15 protein-coding genes are annotated in these 17,987 nt (G+C 61.4%); 12 read left to right on the forward strand and 3 right to left on the reverse strand.

All coding sequences use genetic code 11. The features are described 5' to 3' along the window. The first annotated feature begins 26 nt into the window (after positions 1 to 26). The 3 genes from fumC (at position 27) to ACSSVY_RS10705 (ending at position 1,916) form a co-directional block, all read left to right on the forward strand. A complete protein-coding gene (gene fumC, locus ACSSVY_RS10695; RefSeq protein ID WP_454269542.1) occupies positions 27 to 1,418 on the forward strand; it encodes a class II fumarate hydratase in 1,392 nt (463 codons plus the stop codon). After that, entirely contained in the window at positions 1,415 to 1,597 is a 183-nt protein-coding gene (locus tag ACSSVY_RS10700) for a DUF4169 family protein (RefSeq protein WP_454269543.1), read from the forward strand. Before fumC ends, ACSSVY_RS10700 begins: the two co-directional genes overlap by 4 nt. Positions 1,598 to 1,682: 85 nt before the next feature. After that, the gene (locus ACSSVY_RS10705) at positions 1,683 to 1,916 is read left to right on the forward strand and encodes a ribbon-helix-helix domain-containing protein (protein WP_454269544.1); all 234 of its coding nucleotides are present in this window, start codon (positions 1,683 to 1,685) and stop codon (positions 1,914 to 1,916) included. 44 nt (positions 1,917 to 1,960) lie between these two features. Here the strand turns inward: ACSSVY_RS10705 and ACSSVY_RS10710 are convergent, their stop codons facing one another. Beyond that, on the reverse strand, positions 1,961 to 3,796 hold the full coding sequence (locus ACSSVY_RS10710) for a BCCT family transporter (protein ID WP_454269545.1): 1,836 nt from the start codon (positions 3,794 to 3,796) through the stop codon (positions 1,961 to 1,963). Between the two features lie 492 nt (positions 3,797 to 4,288). Here ACSSVY_RS10710 and ACSSVY_RS10715 point away from each other — a divergent pair, with 492 nt between their 5' ends. From ACSSVY_RS10715 to ACSSVY_RS10755, 9 genes are all read left to right on the forward strand, one after another. Next, on the forward strand, positions 4,289 to 5,986 hold the full coding sequence (locus tag ACSSVY_RS10715) for a BCCT family transporter (protein WP_454269546.1): 1,698 nt from the start codon (positions 4,289 to 4,291) through the stop codon (positions 5,984 to 5,986). Between the two features lie 94 nt (positions 5,987 to 6,080). After that, the gene (locus ACSSVY_RS10720; protein ID WP_454269547.1) at positions 6,081 to 7,301 is read left to right on the forward strand and encodes an aminotransferase class V-fold PLP-dependent enzyme; all 1,221 of its coding nucleotides are present in this window, start codon (positions 6,081 to 6,083) and stop codon (positions 7,299 to 7,301) included. Positions 7,302 to 7,349: 48 nt separating this feature from the next. Beyond that, positions 7,350 to 8,771 carry a cryptochrome/photolyase family protein gene (locus ACSSVY_RS10725; RefSeq protein WP_454269548.1) on the forward strand — a complete coding sequence of 474 codons (1,422 nt, stop codon included), beginning with the start codon at positions 7,350 to 7,352 and terminating at the stop codon, positions 8,769 to 8,771. 66 nt (positions 8,772 to 8,837) lie between these two features. Beyond that, entirely contained in the window at positions 8,838 to 10,046 is a 1,209-nt protein-coding gene (locus ACSSVY_RS10730; protein ID WP_454269647.1) for a class I SAM-dependent methyltransferase, read from the forward strand. Next, positions 10,047 to 10,505, forward strand: coding sequence for a TrgA family protein (locus tag ACSSVY_RS10735; RefSeq protein WP_454269549.1), 459 nt, complete (start codon positions 10,047 to 10,049; stop codon positions 10,503 to 10,505). It abuts the gene before it with no gap. Then, positions 10,481 to 11,605 (forward strand): NUDIX domain-containing protein, encoded by a 1,125-nt coding sequence (locus ACSSVY_RS10740; protein WP_454269550.1) that lies wholly within the window; start codon positions 10,481 to 10,483, stop codon positions 11,603 to 11,605. The genes ACSSVY_RS10735 and ACSSVY_RS10740 overlap by 25 nt, the downstream gene beginning before the upstream one ends. 57 nt (positions 11,606 to 11,662) lie before the next feature. Then, entirely contained in the window at positions 11,663 to 12,694 is a 1,032-nt protein-coding gene (locus ACSSVY_RS10745; RefSeq protein WP_454269551.1) for a cysteine synthase A, read from the forward strand. Then, the gene (locus ACSSVY_RS10750; RefSeq protein ID WP_454269552.1) at positions 12,691 to 15,111 is read left to right on the forward strand and encodes a DUF3772 domain-containing protein; all 2,421 of its coding nucleotides are present in this window, start codon (positions 12,691 to 12,693) and stop codon (positions 15,109 to 15,111) included. Before ACSSVY_RS10745 ends, ACSSVY_RS10750 begins: the two co-directional genes overlap by 4 nt. After that, positions 15,108 to 15,827 carry an alanyl-tRNA editing protein gene (locus tag ACSSVY_RS10755; protein WP_454269553.1) on the forward strand — a complete coding sequence of 240 codons (720 nt, stop codon included), beginning with the start codon at positions 15,108 to 15,110 and terminating at the stop codon, positions 15,825 to 15,827. Before ACSSVY_RS10750 ends, ACSSVY_RS10755 begins: the two co-directional genes overlap by 4 nt. 6 nt (positions 15,828 to 15,833) lie before the next feature. Here ACSSVY_RS10755 and ACSSVY_RS10760 read toward each other — a convergent pair whose 3' ends face one another. Continuing rightward, the gene (locus ACSSVY_RS10760) at positions 15,834 to 16,535 is read right to left on the reverse strand and encodes an aspartate/glutamate racemase family protein (RefSeq protein WP_454269554.1); all 702 of its coding nucleotides are present in this window, start codon (positions 16,533 to 16,535) and stop codon (positions 15,834 to 15,836) included. Between the two features lie 10 nt (positions 16,536 to 16,545). Continuing rightward, positions 16,546 to 17,841, reverse strand: coding sequence for a histidinol dehydrogenase (hisD, locus tag ACSSVY_RS10765; protein ID WP_454269555.1), 1,296 nt, complete (start codon positions 17,839 to 17,841; stop codon positions 16,546 to 16,548). Between the last annotated feature and the right edge of the window lie 146 nt (positions 17,842 to 17,987).

Raw genomic sequence — 17,987 nt, forward strand, 5'->3', positions numbered from 1 at the left:
GCAAACTTGTCACGAAAGGCTTTGCCATGACCGCCACCCGCACCGAAACCGACAGCTTTGGCCCTCTTGAGGTGCCCACCGATAAATATTGGGGGGCGCAGACGCAGCGCTCGATTCAGAATTTCCCGATTGGCTGGGAGAAGCAGCCCATCGCGATTGTGCGCGCACTCGGTGTGATCAAACAGGCCTGTGCGCAGGCCAACAAGGCCAGTGGTACATTAGACGCGCGTCTGGCCGACGCGATTATTCAGGCCGCGCAAGAGGTGATTTCGGGCAAGTTCGACGACAATTTCCCGCTGGTCGTGTGGCAGACGGGATCGGGCACGCAATCCAACATGAACGCCAATGAGGTCATCGCCAACCGGGCGATTGAAATTCTGGGCGGCGTCATCGGCTCCAAGGACCCGGTGCATCCCAATGACCATGTGAATATGGGGCAATCGTCCAACGACACCTTCCCCACGGCCATGCATATTGCCGCAGCTATGACCGCGCGCGATGTGCTTTTGCCGGGGCTGGAGAAGCTCTTGGCGGGGCTCGAGGCCAAGTCGGAAGAGTTCAAGGACATCATCAAGATCGGCCGCACCCATACGCAGGATGCTACGCCGCTGACGCTGGGGCAGGAGTTTTCGGGCTATGCGCATCAGATCCGGCAGGGGATCGCGCGGGTGAACCTCTGCCTTCCCGGCATTTACGAGCTGGCGCAGGGCGGCACCGCCGTGGGCACCGGCCTGAATACCGCCAAAGGCTGGGATACGACCGTGGCGGCGCAGATGGCTGAGATCACCGGCTTGCCGTTCGTCACCGCCCCCAACAAGTTCGAGGCGCTGGCCGCTCATGACGCGATGGTCTTCATGTCCGGCGCGCTCGCAACCGTCGCAGGCTCTTGCTACAAGATCGCCAATGACATTCGCTTTCTCGGGTCCGGTCCGCGGTCGGGTCTTGGTGAATTGATCCTGCCCGAGAACGAGCCGGGGTCGTCGATCATGCCGGGCAAGGTCAACCCGACGCAGGCCGAGGCGCTGACGCAGGTGGCGGCCCATGTCATGGGCAATGACGCGGCGATCAAGTTCGCGGGCAGCCAAGGACATTTCGAATTGAATGTCTACAACCCGATGATGGCCTATAACCTATTGCAATCCATGCAGCTTTTGGGTGATGCCGCTGACAGTTTCACCGAGAGGATGCTCAATGGCATCGAGGCCAATGGCCCACGCATCGAAAAGCTGATGCAGGAAAGCCTCATGCTGGTGACGGCGCTGGCGCCTACGATCGGTTATGACAATGCCACCAAGGTCGCCAAGACCGCGCATAAGAACGGCACGACCCTGCGCGAAGAGGCGATTGCGCTTGGTTTTGTCGATGGCGAGACCTTTGATCGCGTGGTGCGCCCCGAAGACATGATCGGACCGAAATGAGCGACGCCCCGGTCAATCTGAACCGGGTGCGCAAGCAAAAGGCGCGGGCCGCTGAAAAGGCCCGCGCGGAGGAGAATGCCGCGCGCTTTGGCCGAACCAAGGCGCAGAAGGCGATTGAGCAAGCGCAGGCCGACAAGGCGCGCGCCGCCCTCGATGACCATCGTCTGGACAAGGATTGATGGCGGTTTCATCTGATCTGGACTACCTCGGGAGAGGCCGTGACCCTGTCCGGGACGGGGGCAGAGCCCCCAAGCCCTGGCCGCGATGAGCGCGCGCCCGGTCAAACGCTCGCTCACGTTGCGCGGCCATCGCACCAGCGTGTCGCTCGAGGATGAGTTTTGGCAAGCGTTTCGCGAGATTTGCGAGGAAAAATCCATGGCGCTCAATGTCTTGGCGGCTGAAATTGATGAAGGGCGCGGGGTTGACGTAGGCTTGGCCACGGCGATCCGGATTTATGTCTTGGCCTATTATCGGGACCGGGCACGTCAAAAAGAATGACGCCGCGCGGGGGCGCGGCGTCTTTTGGTTTTACGTCTCTATGATCACTCCGCCGGTTGCTCGGCCATAACCCCGTGCTTTTCGCGCAGGTGGTCGCGGTAAAGCGCCTTGGTCAGCGATATGACCATCAGCACCATCACGATGGCAAACGGGAGCGCGCCGATGATCATGGCGTTCTTGAGCGCCTCGAACGGATCGGCGGCAGCGCCCGAATTGCCCGCGATGATCAGCGCGCCAATCACCAGCGTCAGGATGATGCCCCAGATGATCCGGTGCTTGATGCCGGTTTCCGCCTGACCGCCCGACATGATGGTGTTCATCACCAGAATGCCCGAGTCCGCAGAGGTGACAAGAAAGGTCATGATCAGCACCACGCACATGATGGTGACACCCGTCAGCAACCCGCCGTCAATCATGAAGCCGAGCGTGACAAACAGTTTGTTGGTATTGGAGGCACCGATGATCGCGCCTTGTGCCACGCCACTCAGTTCCAGATCAATCGCCGTGGCCCCGAGAATGGTCATCCAGGCAAAGCAGACCAGCGCCGGCGCAATGACACATCCCAAGATGAACTCCCGCACTGTGCGGCCCTTGGAGATGCGCGCCAAGAAAAGCCCGACGAAGGGCGAGAAGGCAATCCACCAAGCCCAGTAAAAGGTCGTCCAGCCCGCCTGCCAGCCAAAGAGACGGCCTTGGGTGCCCGCCTCATAGGCTGCCAGTTTGGTCGCGTCCGGCAATTCTGCCGCAGCCCCGGTCAATCCACCGGCAAAGCCCTCATAGCTGCCCCAAGCATTGGTGGCTCCGCCAAAGAGATCACCGGCCAGAGGAGCGGCATCTGCGGGCAGGGCGGCAGCAAAGGCCTCGGCCGAGAGTGGCCCATAGGCGTTGAAAGACAGCGAAACAAAATGCAGGATGTAATCGGCCAGCGCCGTTGCATATTTCGTCATCGCAAAGGCGAAGGAGCCAAAGACGATGAACACCAGCAAGAGGAGGACCGACAACACGAGGTTGATGTTCGACAGATACTTGATGCCGCGTCCGACGCCCGAAACCGCCGAAAGGATCGACAGGCCCATGATCGCCAGAAGTGCCGCGATAAGGCCTGTTGTCGTGGGTTTCGGTGCCTCGCCGGTGGTGTCCATCAGCCAGCCCATGCCGCTGACCGCATAGACGCCGTCGACGAATTGCGACACGCCAAAGCCGATGGTGACGGAGACCCCGAGAATGGTGGCCACGACGCCGAGGATATCCACGACATCGCCCAAGAGGCCATTGGCCGCGCGTCCCAGAAGCGGGGTCAGCGCCGAACGGATCGTGAGCGGCATGTCACGGGTATAGGCGTAATAGGCGAGGCTGAGCCCCGTCACCACATAGATCGCCCAAGCGTGAAAGCCGTAATGTGCGAAGGTATAGCGGTAGGCCGGGGTGATGCCATCGGCGGTGTTGCCGGTGACAGCCCCGGTCACGGTCTCGGGGTTCGAGCCCCAGAGACCCAGTGGTTCCGCCGTGGCAAAGACCATGAGACCCACGCCGAGCCCTGCGCCGAACATCATCGAGAACCATGAGAAATTGGAGAACTCCGGCTGTTCGCCGTGGCGCCCCATCAGTCGCTTGCCCGTCGCAGGCAAGAGCGCCACGATAAAGAGAAAAAAGGCGAACATGCCCGTGGCGAGGATATAGAAGGTGTTGAACCCTTCCAGCAAATACCAGTTGAGGCTGGAGAGCGTGGCATTGGCATTGAGTGGCCAGACCAGCGCCCAGATTACCAACAGCGCCATCGAGGTTTTGGAGATCAGCGCGATGGGCAGGCTGTAGCCCTCGTAGAATCCCTGTGGGGCGGTCTTGATCTCGAGATCGGTGAAGGGGGGTTTAATACTCATGTGTGACATCCCTGGTTCATTTTGCGTGAGCGGGGATATTTTATGACTCTGAAGTCGGCCTCTTCCCCATCGGAGCTTTTTCTCATGGCGGTGCCTGCATATTGAGCGGGTATTCCGGCGCTCTGCGGTCAGAATACGACCCTCGCGGCATGGATCGGGGGCAGGTCGGGTGCCGGGTTTCGCCGAACAGAGCCCCCGCGCCGCCAAAGTGACATCGGGATTGACCTGAAATGCCGCGTGCGAATCCCCAAGAGCATGACGTTTGCGACATTGGGATGGCGGAAAAGTTACATGTTTCCCGTCATTGGGTTGCGACCCTTGGCGGTTTTTTGCTAAAAGCCAGAGATAGACACCGGCCTCTGCGGCCCGGCTCGCGTAGGGGTCATGCTGTGCGCCCGAACCCGAAACGCTGCCGCACGCCGCGCCAGAGCGGTGACAATCCTCCGTGACGGAACAGGGCTGGCAGCCAAGAAAACAGGAAAAGGAGGCCAGATGGCCGACGAAACAACAAACCAAGGGATACCTGCGCCAGAGGGGCAGTCGGATGTGATCGATACGGAGTATACGATCGGGCAGGACAATGTCGGGCCTTTCGGCCTTGATATTCACAACCCGGTCTTTTTCATCTCCGGGATGTCGATCGTGGTCTTCGTTTTCTATGCTCTGGCCCTGCCGGATCAGGCGGCGAGCGTGTTTGACTGGCTCTTTTCGGCCGTTACCAAGGGCTTTGACTGGTTCTTTCTGACTGCCGCCAATGTCTTTGTGATCTTTTGTCTGTTTCTGATTGTCAGCCCGTTCGGCAAGGTGCGGCTGGGGGGCGATGAGGCGACACCGGATTACAGCTATATCGGCTGGTTCGCGATGTTGTTTGCCGCTGGCATGGGTATTGGCCTCATGTTCTTTGGGGTGTCAGAGCCGATGAGCCATTTTTCCAGTGCCTTGGGCGGCACGGCGATGGAGGACGGGGCGCGTAGCGATTGGGCGCCTCTCGGTGCCGCAGGAGGGGATCCGCAAGCGGCAACGCGATTGGGCATGGCGGCGACAATTTTTCACTGGGGTCTGCATCCTTGGGCGATCTACGCGGTTGTTGCTCTCGCGTTGGCGCTGTTTAGCTATAACAAGGGCTTGCCGCTCACGCTCCGCTCGGCGTTTTATCCCATTCTGGGCGAGAGGGTCTGGGGTTGGTGGGGACATGCCATCGACACGCTGGCGGTCTTTGCTACGCTCTTTGGCCTCGCGACATCGCTCGGTTTTGGCGCGGAACAGGCCGCGTCGGGTCTGACGTTCCTGTTTGGATCTGGCGACGCGGCAGAGGGAACGCGCAGTTTCCTTGGCATCACCTATGGCAATACTGAAGACAGTGGCGTGCCGGATTCCAGCCTGCTCTTGGTGCTGCTGATTACCGGCATCACGTCGATTGCGCTCATTTCGGTGGTGCGGGGTCTTGATGGTGGGGTCAAGGTGCTGTCCGAGATCAATATGGGGCTGGCTGGCCTGCTGCTGATCTTTGTGTTTCTTGTGGGCGGGCCGATCTTTCTGCTGACGTTCTTCTTTGACAGCCTCTGGGCCTATCTGCAGAACCTCCTGGCGCTTTCCAATCCGTTCGGGCGTGAGGACACCAATTTCATGCAGGGTTGGACCGCGTTTTATTGGGCGTGGTGGATCAGCTGGTCGCCCTTTGTGGGAATGTTCATCGCCCGTGTGAGCCGGGGCCGTACGGTGCGGGAGTTCCTGATCTGCGTGCTGTTGATCCCATCGCTGGTGTGCGTGCTCTGGATGAGCGTGTTCGGCGGCACGGCACTCAATCAGGTTGTTGCGGATGGATATGACGCGGCCATGAATGCGCCGCTGGAGCTCAAGCTCTTTCAGATGCTCGATGCGTTGCCTTTGGCGACGATCACCTCGACCATCGGGATCATCCTTGTGGTGGTGTTCTTTGTCACCTCCTCGGATTCCGGCTCGCTGGTCATTGATACGATCACGGCGGGTGGCAAGGTTGATGCGCCTGTCGCGCAGCGGGTGTTCTGGTGCATCTTTGAAGGGGCGGTTGCCATTGTGCTCTTGATCGGCGGTGGCCTTGCGGCGCTGCAATCGGCGGTGATTTCGACGGGTCTACCCTTTACTTTGGTGCTGTTGGTGATGTGCTGGGCGATCTTTCGTGGCTTGCAGAGCGAAATGAAAAGCCTCTAACCTTCCCATGACTGTCATCTTGAGGCCCTCCGGCGCTTGCGTGCCGGGGGGCTTTGCTGTTTTGTGGCGGCCAAAAGGGACAATGGGGACAAATATGACACTCGACACCGATTTCGTGCGCGCGCAATTTCCGGCCTTTGCGGAACCGAGCCTTGCGGGGCAGGCATTTTTCGAGAATGCGGGCGGGTCTTATACCTGCGGCCCGGTGATCGCGCGGCTGGAGCGGTATTACCGGCAACGCAAGGTGCAGCCCTATGCGCCCTATGCGGCCAGCCAACTGGCAGGCGCCGAGATGGACGAGGCGCGGGCGCGCTTGGCGGCGATGATGGGGGTGGCCGCGGATGAGCTGAGTTTCGGCCCGTCGACCACGCAGAACACCTATGTTCTCGCGCAAGCGTTCCGGCAGTGGATGGAGCCGGGCGATGCGATCATCGTCACCAATCAGGATCACGAGGCAAATTCCGGGCCGTGGCGGCGGTTGGCCGATGCGGGCTTTGAGGTGCGCGAGTGGAAGATCAATCCCGAGAGTGGCTTGCTCGATCCTGCGGACCTCGAGAACCTGCTCGATGACCGGGTGCGGCTGGTGTGTTTTCCGCATTGCTCGAACGTAGTGGGGGCGATCAACCCGGTGGTCGAGATTACGGCGCTGGCGCATGCCGCCGGGGCCTTTGTTTGTGTCGATGGGGTCAGCTACGCGCCGCATGGCCTGCCTGATGTGGGCGGGATGGGGCCGGATATCTACCTCTTTTCGGCCTACAAGACCTATGGGCCGCATCAGGGCATCATGGTGATCCGGCGGGAATTGGGCAATCTCTTGCCCAATCAGGCGCATTATTTCAACGCAGCCACGCTCTACAAGCGTTTCACGCCGGCGGGCCCGGACCATGCGCAGGTTGCTGCAAGTGCGGGCATGGCGGATTATATCGACGATCTGGCAGCGCATCACGGGATCACAGGCGCTGCGGTGACACGGGCAGCAGGGGTGCATGATCTCATGCGGGCGCATGAAACAGCGCTTTTGCAGCCGCTCTTGGATTTTCTCAAGGATCGCAATTCGGCGCGGTTGATCGGCCCGGTGGAGGCCGGGCAAAAGGCACCGACTGTGGCCGTCGCCCTCAACCGGGCGGGGGCCGAGGCGGCGGCGCAATTGGCGGGGCATGGGATCATGGCGGGGGGTGGCGATTTCTATGCTGTGCGGCCCCTGACAGCCATGGGTGTAGACCCCGAGCGTGGCGTTTTGCGGCTGAGTTTCGTGCATTACACGACCCGCGACGAGGTGGACAAACTCTTGACCGCGCTTGATGATATTCTTTGATCCGTCCGCTGAGACGAACCGTATACCCACCAAAGACCGGGGCAGGGGATGACGGTGAAATCACCAACAATTGTATGGTTCAGACGCGATTTGCGTCTGGCGGACCACCCGGCGCTCTGTGCCGCGGTCGAGGGCGGTGGGCCGATCATACCAGTGTTTATCCATGATGAGAGCGTGGCGGGGCTGGGGGCCGCGCCGAAATGGCGGCTGGGTCTGTCGCTGGCATCTTTGGCGCGCGATCTGGAGGACAAAGGCAGCCGTCTGATCCTGCGTCGCGGTTCTGCCCTTGAGATCCTGCGGGCACTGGTGGCTGAGACCGGGGCAGGGGCTGTGCATTGGTCCCGGCTCTATGATCCGCAGGCAATCGAACGCGACAAGGCGGTTAAATCCGCGTTGCGTGAGGATGGCGTAGCCGCGCAGAGCCATGCCGGTCATGTGATGTTCGAGCCTTGGACTGTCGAGACGAAGACCGGCGGGTTCTACCGCGTCTATAGTCCGATGTGGCGCGCGGTGAAGGATCGCGAGGTGGTGGTGCCTCTTCGGGCGCCGTCAACGATCCTGGCCCCGGACATTTGGCCCGTCAGTGATGGCCTGGATGACTGGAATATGGGGGCGGCGATGGTGCGTGGTGCAAAGGTTTGCCTGCCCTATCAGCGTGTGGGCGAAGCGGCGGCAATGGATCGCCTGCACGCCTTCACCGACGGAGCCATCGCGGACTACAAGGACGCGCGCAATTTTCCGGCGGTGGAGGCCACATCCAGCCTCTCTGAAAACCTGACCTACGGGGAAATTTCGCCCCGGCAATGTTGGCATGCCGGTCAGCGGGCCTTGCATGCTGGGGCACAGGGAGCGGAACATTGGCTCAAGGAGTTGGTCTGGCGCGAGTTTGCCTATCATCTCATGTATCACACGCCACATATCCTGACGGACAATTGGCGGACGGATTGGGATGCCTTTCCGTGGTCTACCGATGCTGAGCATCCCGACGTCATCGCGTGGAAACAGGGCCGCACCGGAGAGCCTTTTGTCGATGCCGCCCTGCGCGAGATGTATGTGACAGGCAAGATGCACAACCGCGCGCGGATGATCGTGGCGTCCTATCTGACCAAGCACCTGATGACGCATTGGAAGGTTGGTCTGGACTGGTTCGCCGACTGCCTCACGGATTGGGACCCGGCCTCGAACGCGATGGGCTGGCAATGGGCGGCGGGATGCGGCCCGGATGCCGCCCCTTATTTCCGGGTTTTCAACCCCGAAACGCAGTTGGAAAAATTCGACCGTGACGGTGCCTATACCCGTCGATGGATAGCCGAGGGACAGGGGCACCCCCCCGCGACGGCGCTTGACTATTTCGAGGCCATTCCCCGCCGTTGGGGTCTGTCGTCGACATCCTCCTATCCCAACCGGTTGGTCGATCTTGCCAGAGGCCGAAATCGCGCACTTGCGGCTTATGAAGCACGGGAGTTCTGAGCCATGACCGACTTGACCGCTGGGCCAACGGCTGTTGCACTGACAGATAACAAGAGGACCGAGCGCATGATCCTGACCGACACCACCGGCCAGACAGGCCTGCCGCGCTATTTTTCCCGTTGCTTCGGCGTGGCCCGTCAGATCGACGCCGGGAGGCTCGATATCCGCTTGCCGGATGGGCGTGTGTTCCGCGCCGAGGGACAGCGCCCCGGCCCGGTGGCCGTGCTGGACATCCACGATCCCGAGGTCTTTGCGCGCCTTGTGCGCGAGGGCTATCTTGGGTTTTGCGAGGCTTATCTCGATGGGGATTGGTCCACGCCCGATTTGCAGGCGTTCATGGATCTGCTCAACGATGACAATGACGGGATTTACAACGGCTATCCCGGTCAGCGGGTGGCGCAGATCTACGAGCGCATCCGGTTCTGGTTCAAGCGCAATTCCAAGACCCAAGCGCGCCGCAACATCAGCTATCACTACGATCTCGGCAATGAGTTCTACAGCCTCTGGCTGGATGAAACGATGACCTATTCCAGCGCGATCTTTCAGCCCGGCCAAAACAGTCTCGAACAGGCGCAGATCGCCAAATATGCCAGCATGGTGGATCAGATGGGGGTGAAACCCGGCGATCATGTGCTGGAAATCGGTTGTGGCTGGGGCGGCTTTGCCGAATATGCCGCCAAGGAACGCGGGCTGCGCGTGACCGGCCTCACGATCAGCGCGGAGCAGTTGAAATATGCGCGCGACCGGATGGCGCGTGCGGGCCTGTCGGACCGGGTCACGCTCAAGTTGCAGGACTACCGCGACGAGCGCGGCACCTACGATGGCATCGCCAGTATCGAGATGTTCGAGGCGGTGGGCGAACGGTATTGGCCCGTGTTCTTTGACAGCCTGCGCGAGCGCCTCAATCCCGGTGCTCTGGCCACGCTGCAGATCATCACGGTCGAAGACAAGCGGTGGGAAAGCTACCGCACCGATGTGGATTTCATCCAGAAATACATCTTTCCCGGTGGCATGTTGCCCAGCCCCACCGCGCTGCGCGCAGAAATCGAGCGGGCAGGTCTCAACGTCGCGCGCTCCATCGAGTTTGGCGAGAGTTACAGCCAGACCCTGCGCCGGTGGCACCAGACTTTCAACGACAAATGGGACGCGATTGCCGAAATGGGCTTTGACGAGCGCTTTCGCCGGATGTGGAATTTCTACCTGACCTCTTGCGCGGGGGCCTTCAAAGGCGGTAGTTGCGATGTGACACAGATCACCATCACAAGGCCCGGATAGATGCCCGTCACAGATCACATGCCAACTGCCGGGAGGCTGGTCGCAGCGATCGGTCTGGGCGCATTGGGGTGGTACGGATCAGAGATCTTTCGCCCTCTCATGCCCGAAGATACCAATTTCGGTTGGTTCAATGTGGTCAACGTTGTCCTTGGCGCGATTTGCGGCTGGCGCGTGACCGGCAAGCGGTTGGGCTTTGGCTATGCCGAGGGGTTCAGCGCCGGATTGACGGGTGTCGGCGCGCTGGTGTTCTGGGCGCTTTTTCTCCAGAGCCTCAACGAGATGCTCAAGCGCGCGCTCGACAATCGGTACGACGGGGTCGTCGAGGGCGTTATGTCGATGTTTGAACTGATTGTGGAATATGGCAGCCTGATGATCCACGGACCACTGATCGGTCTGCTGGTCACGGGCGGGATTGTCGTCGGGATCGTTTCGGAATGGGTGTCGCACAGGTGGTCCTGACGGAACCGCTCTTTATCTATGGTCCGCTGGCTACCCCGATGTTGCTTCAGACCGTGATCGGCGATGCGCATGTCCGTCCAGCCCAAGCGCCGGGACTAGCGATTACCCTGTGTGACGAACCCGTGCCGGTTTCTGGCCTGAGCGCGGGGCAGGGCAATGCCGAAGGTCTCTTGATCTCAGGTGCTGACGCCGTGGCGCGGCTCTCTTATCTCGCACAGGTGCTGGGGTTGGGCCCGGTTGAGAGACTTGTGGTCGTGCAGGATGGGACAGAGCGTGATGTGCTGGTGTTTCCCGGTCGACCGGGGCGCTGCGCGTGGCATCCCCAAGAGTGGGTGGCAAAATCAGGGGCCATCCTGCAAGCGGCTGCGCGTGAAATCATGATCGTCAAAGACCGCGTGACCGCCGCTGATCTGGCGGACCGCCTGCCAATGATCCTGTCGCGCGCGGGCGGCAGGGTTGCCGCGCGCCAATCGGCCCCGGCCAGCCTGCGCAGCTCAACCCATGCCGATCAGGTTCAGGATATGGCGTGCGAGATCACCCACGTCGGTTTCTTTCTGTCTCGTGCCTATACGCTGCGCCATCCGCGCTTTGACGGGACTATGAGCGCCACCCTGGGCCGTGAGGTTTTTGTTGCCACAGACGCTGCATTGGTGCTGCCCTATGATCCAGTCCGCGACCGGGTGCTGCTTGTTGAACAGTTTCGCATGGGCCCCTATGGGCGCGGCGATCCGCACCCTTGGATGCTGGAACCCGTCGCAGGCCGTATAGATGGCGGCGAGTCACCGGAAGATGCGGCACGGCGCGAATGTCTGGAAGAAGCGGGGCTGACACTGCGCCATCTCGAGAAGATTTCCGCGCATTACTGCACACCGGGCTACTCTACGGAGTTCTTCCATATTTTCCTTGGCGTTTGCGACTTGCCCGATACCGATACGGGCCAGGGCGGTCTGGCCACGGAACATGAAGACATCCGCACCCATGTCATTGATTTTGAACGTGCAATGGCACTGCTCCGAACTGGCGAAGCGAACAACGGTCCGTTGATCCTGAGTTTGATCTGGCTGGAGCGCGAACGCGCGCGCCTGCGCGCATCGGCTTGAGTTCCAGCATCCGAGCGCCTAAACCAAGACAACACTTTGACCACAGGAGCATGAGAGATGCGCATCGCACAGGATCTGGCCGCAGCCGTGGGAAATACTCCCCTTATTCGTCTGCGTCGCGCCAGTGAGGAAACCGGCTGTGAAATCCTCGGCAAATGCGAATTTCTGAACCCCGGTCAATCGGTCAAGGACCGGGCTGCCCTCTTCATCATCCGTGACGCCATTTCGCGCGGTGACCTGAAACCCGGTGGCACGATTGTCGAAGGCACCGCTGGCAACACCGGCATCGGTCTGGCGCTGGTTGGGGCCTCGCTTGGGTTCAAGACAGTGATCGTGATCCCTGAAACGCAAAGTCAGGAGAAAAAGGACATGCTCCGCCTCGCTGGGGCCGATCTGGTTCAGGTGCCCGCAGCGCCCTATTCCAACCCCAACAACTTTGTGCGCTATTCCGAGCGGCTGGCATCCGAGCTTGCCAGAACCGAACCCAATGGCGTGATTTGGGCCAACCAGTTCGACAATGTGGCCAATCGTCAGGCGCATATCGAGACCACCGGACCCGAGATATGGGATCAGACGGGTGGAAAGGTCGATGGGTTCATCTGCGCGGTGGGATCGGGCGGCACATTGGCGGGGGTCGGCATGGCGTTGCAGCCCAAGGGCGTCAAGGTGGGAATCGCCGATCCGATGGGGGCCAAGCTCTATTCCTGGTACACCAACGGCGAGTTGGAGAGCGAAGGCTCGTCGATCGCCGAAGGCATCGGGCAGGTCCGCATCACAGCCAATCTTGAGGGGTTCGCCCCCGATTTCGCCTGTCAGGTTCCCGATGCCGAGGCGTTGCCCATCGTCTTTGATCTCCTTCAACACGAGGGGCTGTGCATGGGCGCTTCGACCGGCGTCAATATCGCCGGAGCCATCCGCATGGCCCGCGAGATGGGACCCGGCCATACTATCGTGACGATCCTCTGCGATTACGGCACACGCTATCAATCCAAGCTCTTCAATCCTGAGTTTCTGCGCGCCAACAACCTGCCGACACCGAATTGGCTCGATCAGGCGCCGCGCTCCATTCCCGGAGTGTTCGCAGGGTGACACGGGTGCTGCGGCAACTTGGCCTGATCCTCTGTCTGGCATTCAGCGCGGCGGTTGTTCACGTTCCATCCGGTCTGGCGCAGGGCCAACATAGCCCTGACGCCCCGGATTACGTCGCCTGGGAAGATCTCGCGGACAGCGCCGACGAGATGATCACAAATGCCGATGCCTCGACCGAAGATCTCGAAAGCATGCGCAGTCAGGTCAATGGCTGGCGTCAGCAATTCGTTGACATGCAAGGCAGCAACGCCGCCGCGATAGCCACGGTGCGCAGTCAGATTGACTCGCTTGGGCCGGTGCCTGAAAGTGGCGAAGAACCCGAAGACATCGCCGCTCAGCGCGAGGAATTGAAGCGCCGCCTTGCGCGACTCGAGGCTCCGGTGAAGTTGGCCGAACTGGCCCGAAGCCGTGCCGAGGGGCTGGTGAGCGCGATCGACCGGGTGATCAGCAACCGCCAGACCGAGGCCCTGTTGCGTCTTGGTCCGTCGCCCGTCAATCCATTGCACTGGCCCGAGGCGGTCAAGACGCTCTATCGCACTGTAGAGACGTTGCGTGCAGAAACCGCCACCAACTGGCAGAGCGCCTTTCGCCGGGAACGGTTCCAAGGCAGTCTGCCGGGGGTCTTTGTTCTCTGTCTGATCGGGATTTTTCTGATCAGCCGGGGACGCATCTGGACGACCCGTCTTTACGCGCGGGTTCTGGGATCAACCCCGACCGCAGGACGGCGTCTTTCTGCCTTTGCCATATCGCTCGGGGACTGGCTTCTGCCCTATCTGGGCACCATCGCTTTGGTTGCTGCTGCGGCTTTGACCGGATTGCTCGGCTCCAAGGGGCTCTTGGTGATCGGGTCCATCCCGTCGGCGATTTTCATTTTCCTTTTGGCGCGTTGGTTGGCGTTGCGCGTCTTTCCGCGTGATGATCTGCAAATTTCCCTGCTCAACCTCGAGACCGCAGAGCGCTATACCGGACGGCTATGCGGGGCGATGCTTGGCCTTGTGGTTGCGGGTTTTGCCTATGTTCAGGATCTTGCCAATGGATTTGGATGGTCCGAAGAGGCCAGAAACGTTCTGATTTTCCCGATCATGGTTGTGGCGTCGCTGCTGTTGTGGCGACTGGCACGGCTCTTGATGCAGCACAACCGCGCCACGGCGGATGAGGCGGAATCCGAGCTCGGGTTCCGCAGCAAACTGGCGCGCATTCTGGCCCGCGTGCTCTGGGCCTTGGCAATCCTTGCGCCCGTGTTGGCCGCCATCGGGTATGTGGCTGCCGCCGAGGCGATGATGCTGCCGGCGCTGCTGTCGCTGATGATGATCGCAGCCCTGCTGCTGTTGCAGCGCATCCTGACCGAAGTTTACATCATGCTGCGCGGCAATTCGCAAAACGCCGAGGAATCGCTCTTTCCGGTGCTGCTAGGTTTTGTCTTTGTGCTGGCGTCGGTGCCGATCTTTGCCCTCATCTGGGGGGCGCGGCCTGCACAGCTGCATGAGGCGTGGTTGCGATTTACCCAAGGCGTCAGCTTTGGCGGTATCACCATTTCGCCCACCGGGTTTCTCACGCTCGCGGCGGTGTTTACGATCGGCTATTTGCTCACGCGGTTGGTTCAGGGGACCCTCAAGAACTCGATCCTGCCCAAAACCAAACTCGATATGGGCGGGCGCAATGCCATTGTGTCAGGCGTCGGATATATCGGGATCTTCCTTGCTTCGCTGATCGCGATCACCAGTGCCGGAATTGATCTCAGTTCGCTCGCCATCGTGGCTGGTGCGCTGTCGGTGGGCATCGGTTTCGGTCTGCAAAACATCGTGTCCAACTTTGTCTCGGGCATCATCTTGTTGATCGAGCGGCCGATTTCAGAAGGGGATTGGATCGAGGTGGGCGGCCAGCATGGCTATGTGCGCTCGATCTCGGTGCGCTCGACCCGGATCGAGACCTTTGACCGCACAGATGTGATTGTGCCCAATGCCGATTTCGTCAGCGGCACGGTGACGAATTATACCCGAGGCAATACCGTGGGCCGGGTAATTGTGCCGGTGGGCGTGGCCTATGGCACTGACACGCGCCGGGTGGAAAGTATCCTGCGCGACGTGGCCGAGGCGCATCCGATGGTGCTGATGCAGCCGCCGCCGACGGTGCTGTTCCAGAGTTTCGGGGCAAGTTCGCTGGATTTCGAGATCCGCGCCATCCTGCGCGATGTGAATTGGGTGGCCAGCGTGAAATCCGATATGAACCACGAAATCGCGCGCCGCTTTGCCGAGGAGGGGATCGAGATTCCATTCCCGCAACAGGATATCTGGTTTCGTACCCCGACAAGCACGCCTCAAGAGCCACCTGTTGAGGCCGAAGGCCAAACCAGCCGCGCGCCGGCCGGCCTGACCGAAGGCGATGTTGACGGCGACGGTGGGGGGGATGGGCGATGACCCGAGCGCTCTTTCGGCAGGATGCCTATCAGACCGAGGCCGAGGCGGTCGTGACCGCCCATACGCCGGAGGGGGGCATTGTGCTGGACCATTGCCTGTTCTATCCCACTGGTGGCGGGCAGCCGGGCGACAGTGGGCGGCTTGAGTGGCGGGGGCGTAGCCTGCCGATTGCCACGGCGGTCAAGGCCGACGGTGCGGCTATTGCCCTTGTCGCGGCAGAGCCGCAGCCTTTGCCGCCCGTTGGCACCGCTCTGCGGCAAACGATCGACTGGCCAAGGCGGCACCGCCTGATGCGGATGCACACGGCGCTGCACCTCTTGTCGGTGGTGATCCCATTGCCCGTTTCGGGCGGGGCCGTCGCCGAGGAACGCAGCCGTCTTGATTTCGATATGCCCGAGGCGCCGACCGACCGTGACACGCTTGAGGATTATCTCAATCAACTGGTAGACAGGGATCTGCCAGTGACAGAAGACTGGATCACCGATGACGCATTGCGCGCCAATCCCGGACTGGTCAAGACCATGTCGGTGGCTCCGCCCATGGGCTCTGGCCGGGTGCGCTTGGTGCGGATCGGGCAGGGGGCAGATCAGGTTGATCTGCAACCCTGCGGCGGCACACATGTGGCGCGCACCGGCGAGATCGGGCGGCTCAGACTGGGCAAATTCGAAAAGAAGGGCCGCCAGAACCGCCGGGTCTATCTGCATCTGGACGGCTGAGAGCCGTCAGAGGCGCTCTTGCGGCGCTCCCTTCTGCGCAAAACTCGCAATTGCACCTGTCAAGCAATCCAAGCTGTCCGTATGCGGTGCCGTCCGGGGCAAGGCGTCTGTCATCAAGGACAGTTCCGTACAGGCCACCACCAGGTGATCCGCCCCCTCAGCCAAGAGCGCCTCTGCCTCATGGGTGAGCCGGGGTTTGAGAAAATCTGCCGATTCTCCGGCTTTGACCGCGCGGATGAGCGCCAGGATGCCGCTGTCGTCAGGCAAGAAGACGGGTGTCAGCCCGTACGCGGCAAAGGGCGCGGCAAAGACGCCCGCAAGCCGCGTCGCAGGCGAGGCGAGCATGCCGATCCGGCGCGCGCCTTGGGCGGCGAGCGCCTCGGCTGTGAGGTCCAACATATTGAGAAACGGCAGGGATGTGGCCGCCACCACGGCTGGCGCATAGTGATGCGCGGTGTTGCAGGGCATCGCCAGTGCCTGTGCACCTGCCGCCTCGAGATCCCGCGCCATGCGCGCCAAGATCGGGCCGGGGTCTTCTCCAGTGCCCTCGATCAGCGCCTTGATGCGGCTGGGAACCTGCGGGTTCTGGTGAACGATCAACGGGATGTGATCGCTGTCGTCGCGTGCGGGCACGGCGGCCAGCAGTTTCTGCATCAGAAGAATGGTCGCTTCGGGGCCCATGCCCCCCAGAATGCCAACAGTTTTCATAGATAGGATTTTACCCTGTGGAGGTTGCCGCAGCGGGTGCGGGGGTCAAACGGATGTCGGCGCTGCGCGCGTGCCCTTCCATCCGCTCGGCCCGGCTGAGGCTGGCCGTGACACGCGCGAGATCAGGCAGCGCGCGGTCGTCCACCTCTTGCCATGTGACGGTTTTGAGGAACTTATGCACAGATAGCCCCCCTGTATACCGCGCGGCCCCAGAGGTGGGCAAGACGTGGTTGGGCCCAGCCGCCTTGTCGCCAAAGGCAACGGTGGTGGTCTCACCCAGAAAGAGCGAGCCATAGACGCGCAGGCGACCCAGCCACCACGGCAGGTCGCGCGCCTGCACATGCAGATGTTCGGGCGCCTTTTGATCTGCGTATTGCGCCATATCCTCGGGGGTGTCGCAGAGCACGACTTCTGCCAGATCGCGCCACGCGGCGGCAGCCGCGCTGCGATTTGGCTCCGGCAAGCTGGCGATGAGGCTGGGCACGCGGGAGATCACCGATCTGGCCAAGGGTTCGTGAGTGGTGGCAAGCCAGACCGGTGAATTCGCGCCATGCTCCGCCTGTCCGACCAGATCGGCGGCGACGGTTTCGGCGCAGGCCGTGTCATCGGCAAGGATCAGGCTGTCAGTCGGGCCTGCGAACATGTCGATGCCGATGGGACCAAAGAGTTGCCGCTTCGCCTCGGCCACATAGGCATTGCCGGGACCGACGAGAATATCCGCCGCGGGCGCACCAAAGAGGCCAAGGGCCATGGCGGCGATGCCCTGCACCCCGCCGATGGTCAGGATGCGCGTGGCCCCGGCCAGATCCATCGCATAGAGCATCGCATCGGGGATCCCCTGATCGCCGCAGGGGGGCGAACAGGCGGTGATATCGGCGACACCAGCCTCGCGTGCCGTGGCGATGGTCATCAGCGCCGAGGCGATGTGGCTATAGCGCCCGCCCGGCACATAGCAGCCTGCAGCCTGCAGCGGGATCTGGCGCTGACCCGCGCGCAGTCCGGGACGCAATTCGATCTCCATATCCTGTGCCGTGGCGCGCTGTGCAGCGGCAAAGCACGAAATATTGTCATGTGCCCATGCGATATCATCCCTGAGCGATTGCGGTATGCGGGCGATTGCCCCGTCGACTTCAGCGCGCGTGACCGTGATTGCCCCGCGCCAGCCATCCAGTTGCCGTGCATATTCCAGCGCCACCTGAGCGCCGCCGGTGCGCAGCCGGGCCAGCATGATCTGGACGGTATCGGCCACGTCATGCGCGGTCTGTGGCGGCTCTCCGGGGGCGGTTTTCAAGGGGGTGATCGACATGGCAGGGTCTCCTTTCCTATGAGGAATGGGCCGTGCAGCGACGTGGAGCAAGAGATTTGCCGGGGCGGTGATCCGGTTTTTTCAGGCGCTGAAAGGCTGCTTCGGATTTCCCGAAAAGAAACATCGCCTCAGGTCAGCCCTTTACG

The sequence above is a fragment of the Roseovarius sp. MBR-51 genome, from assembly GCF_053628575.1.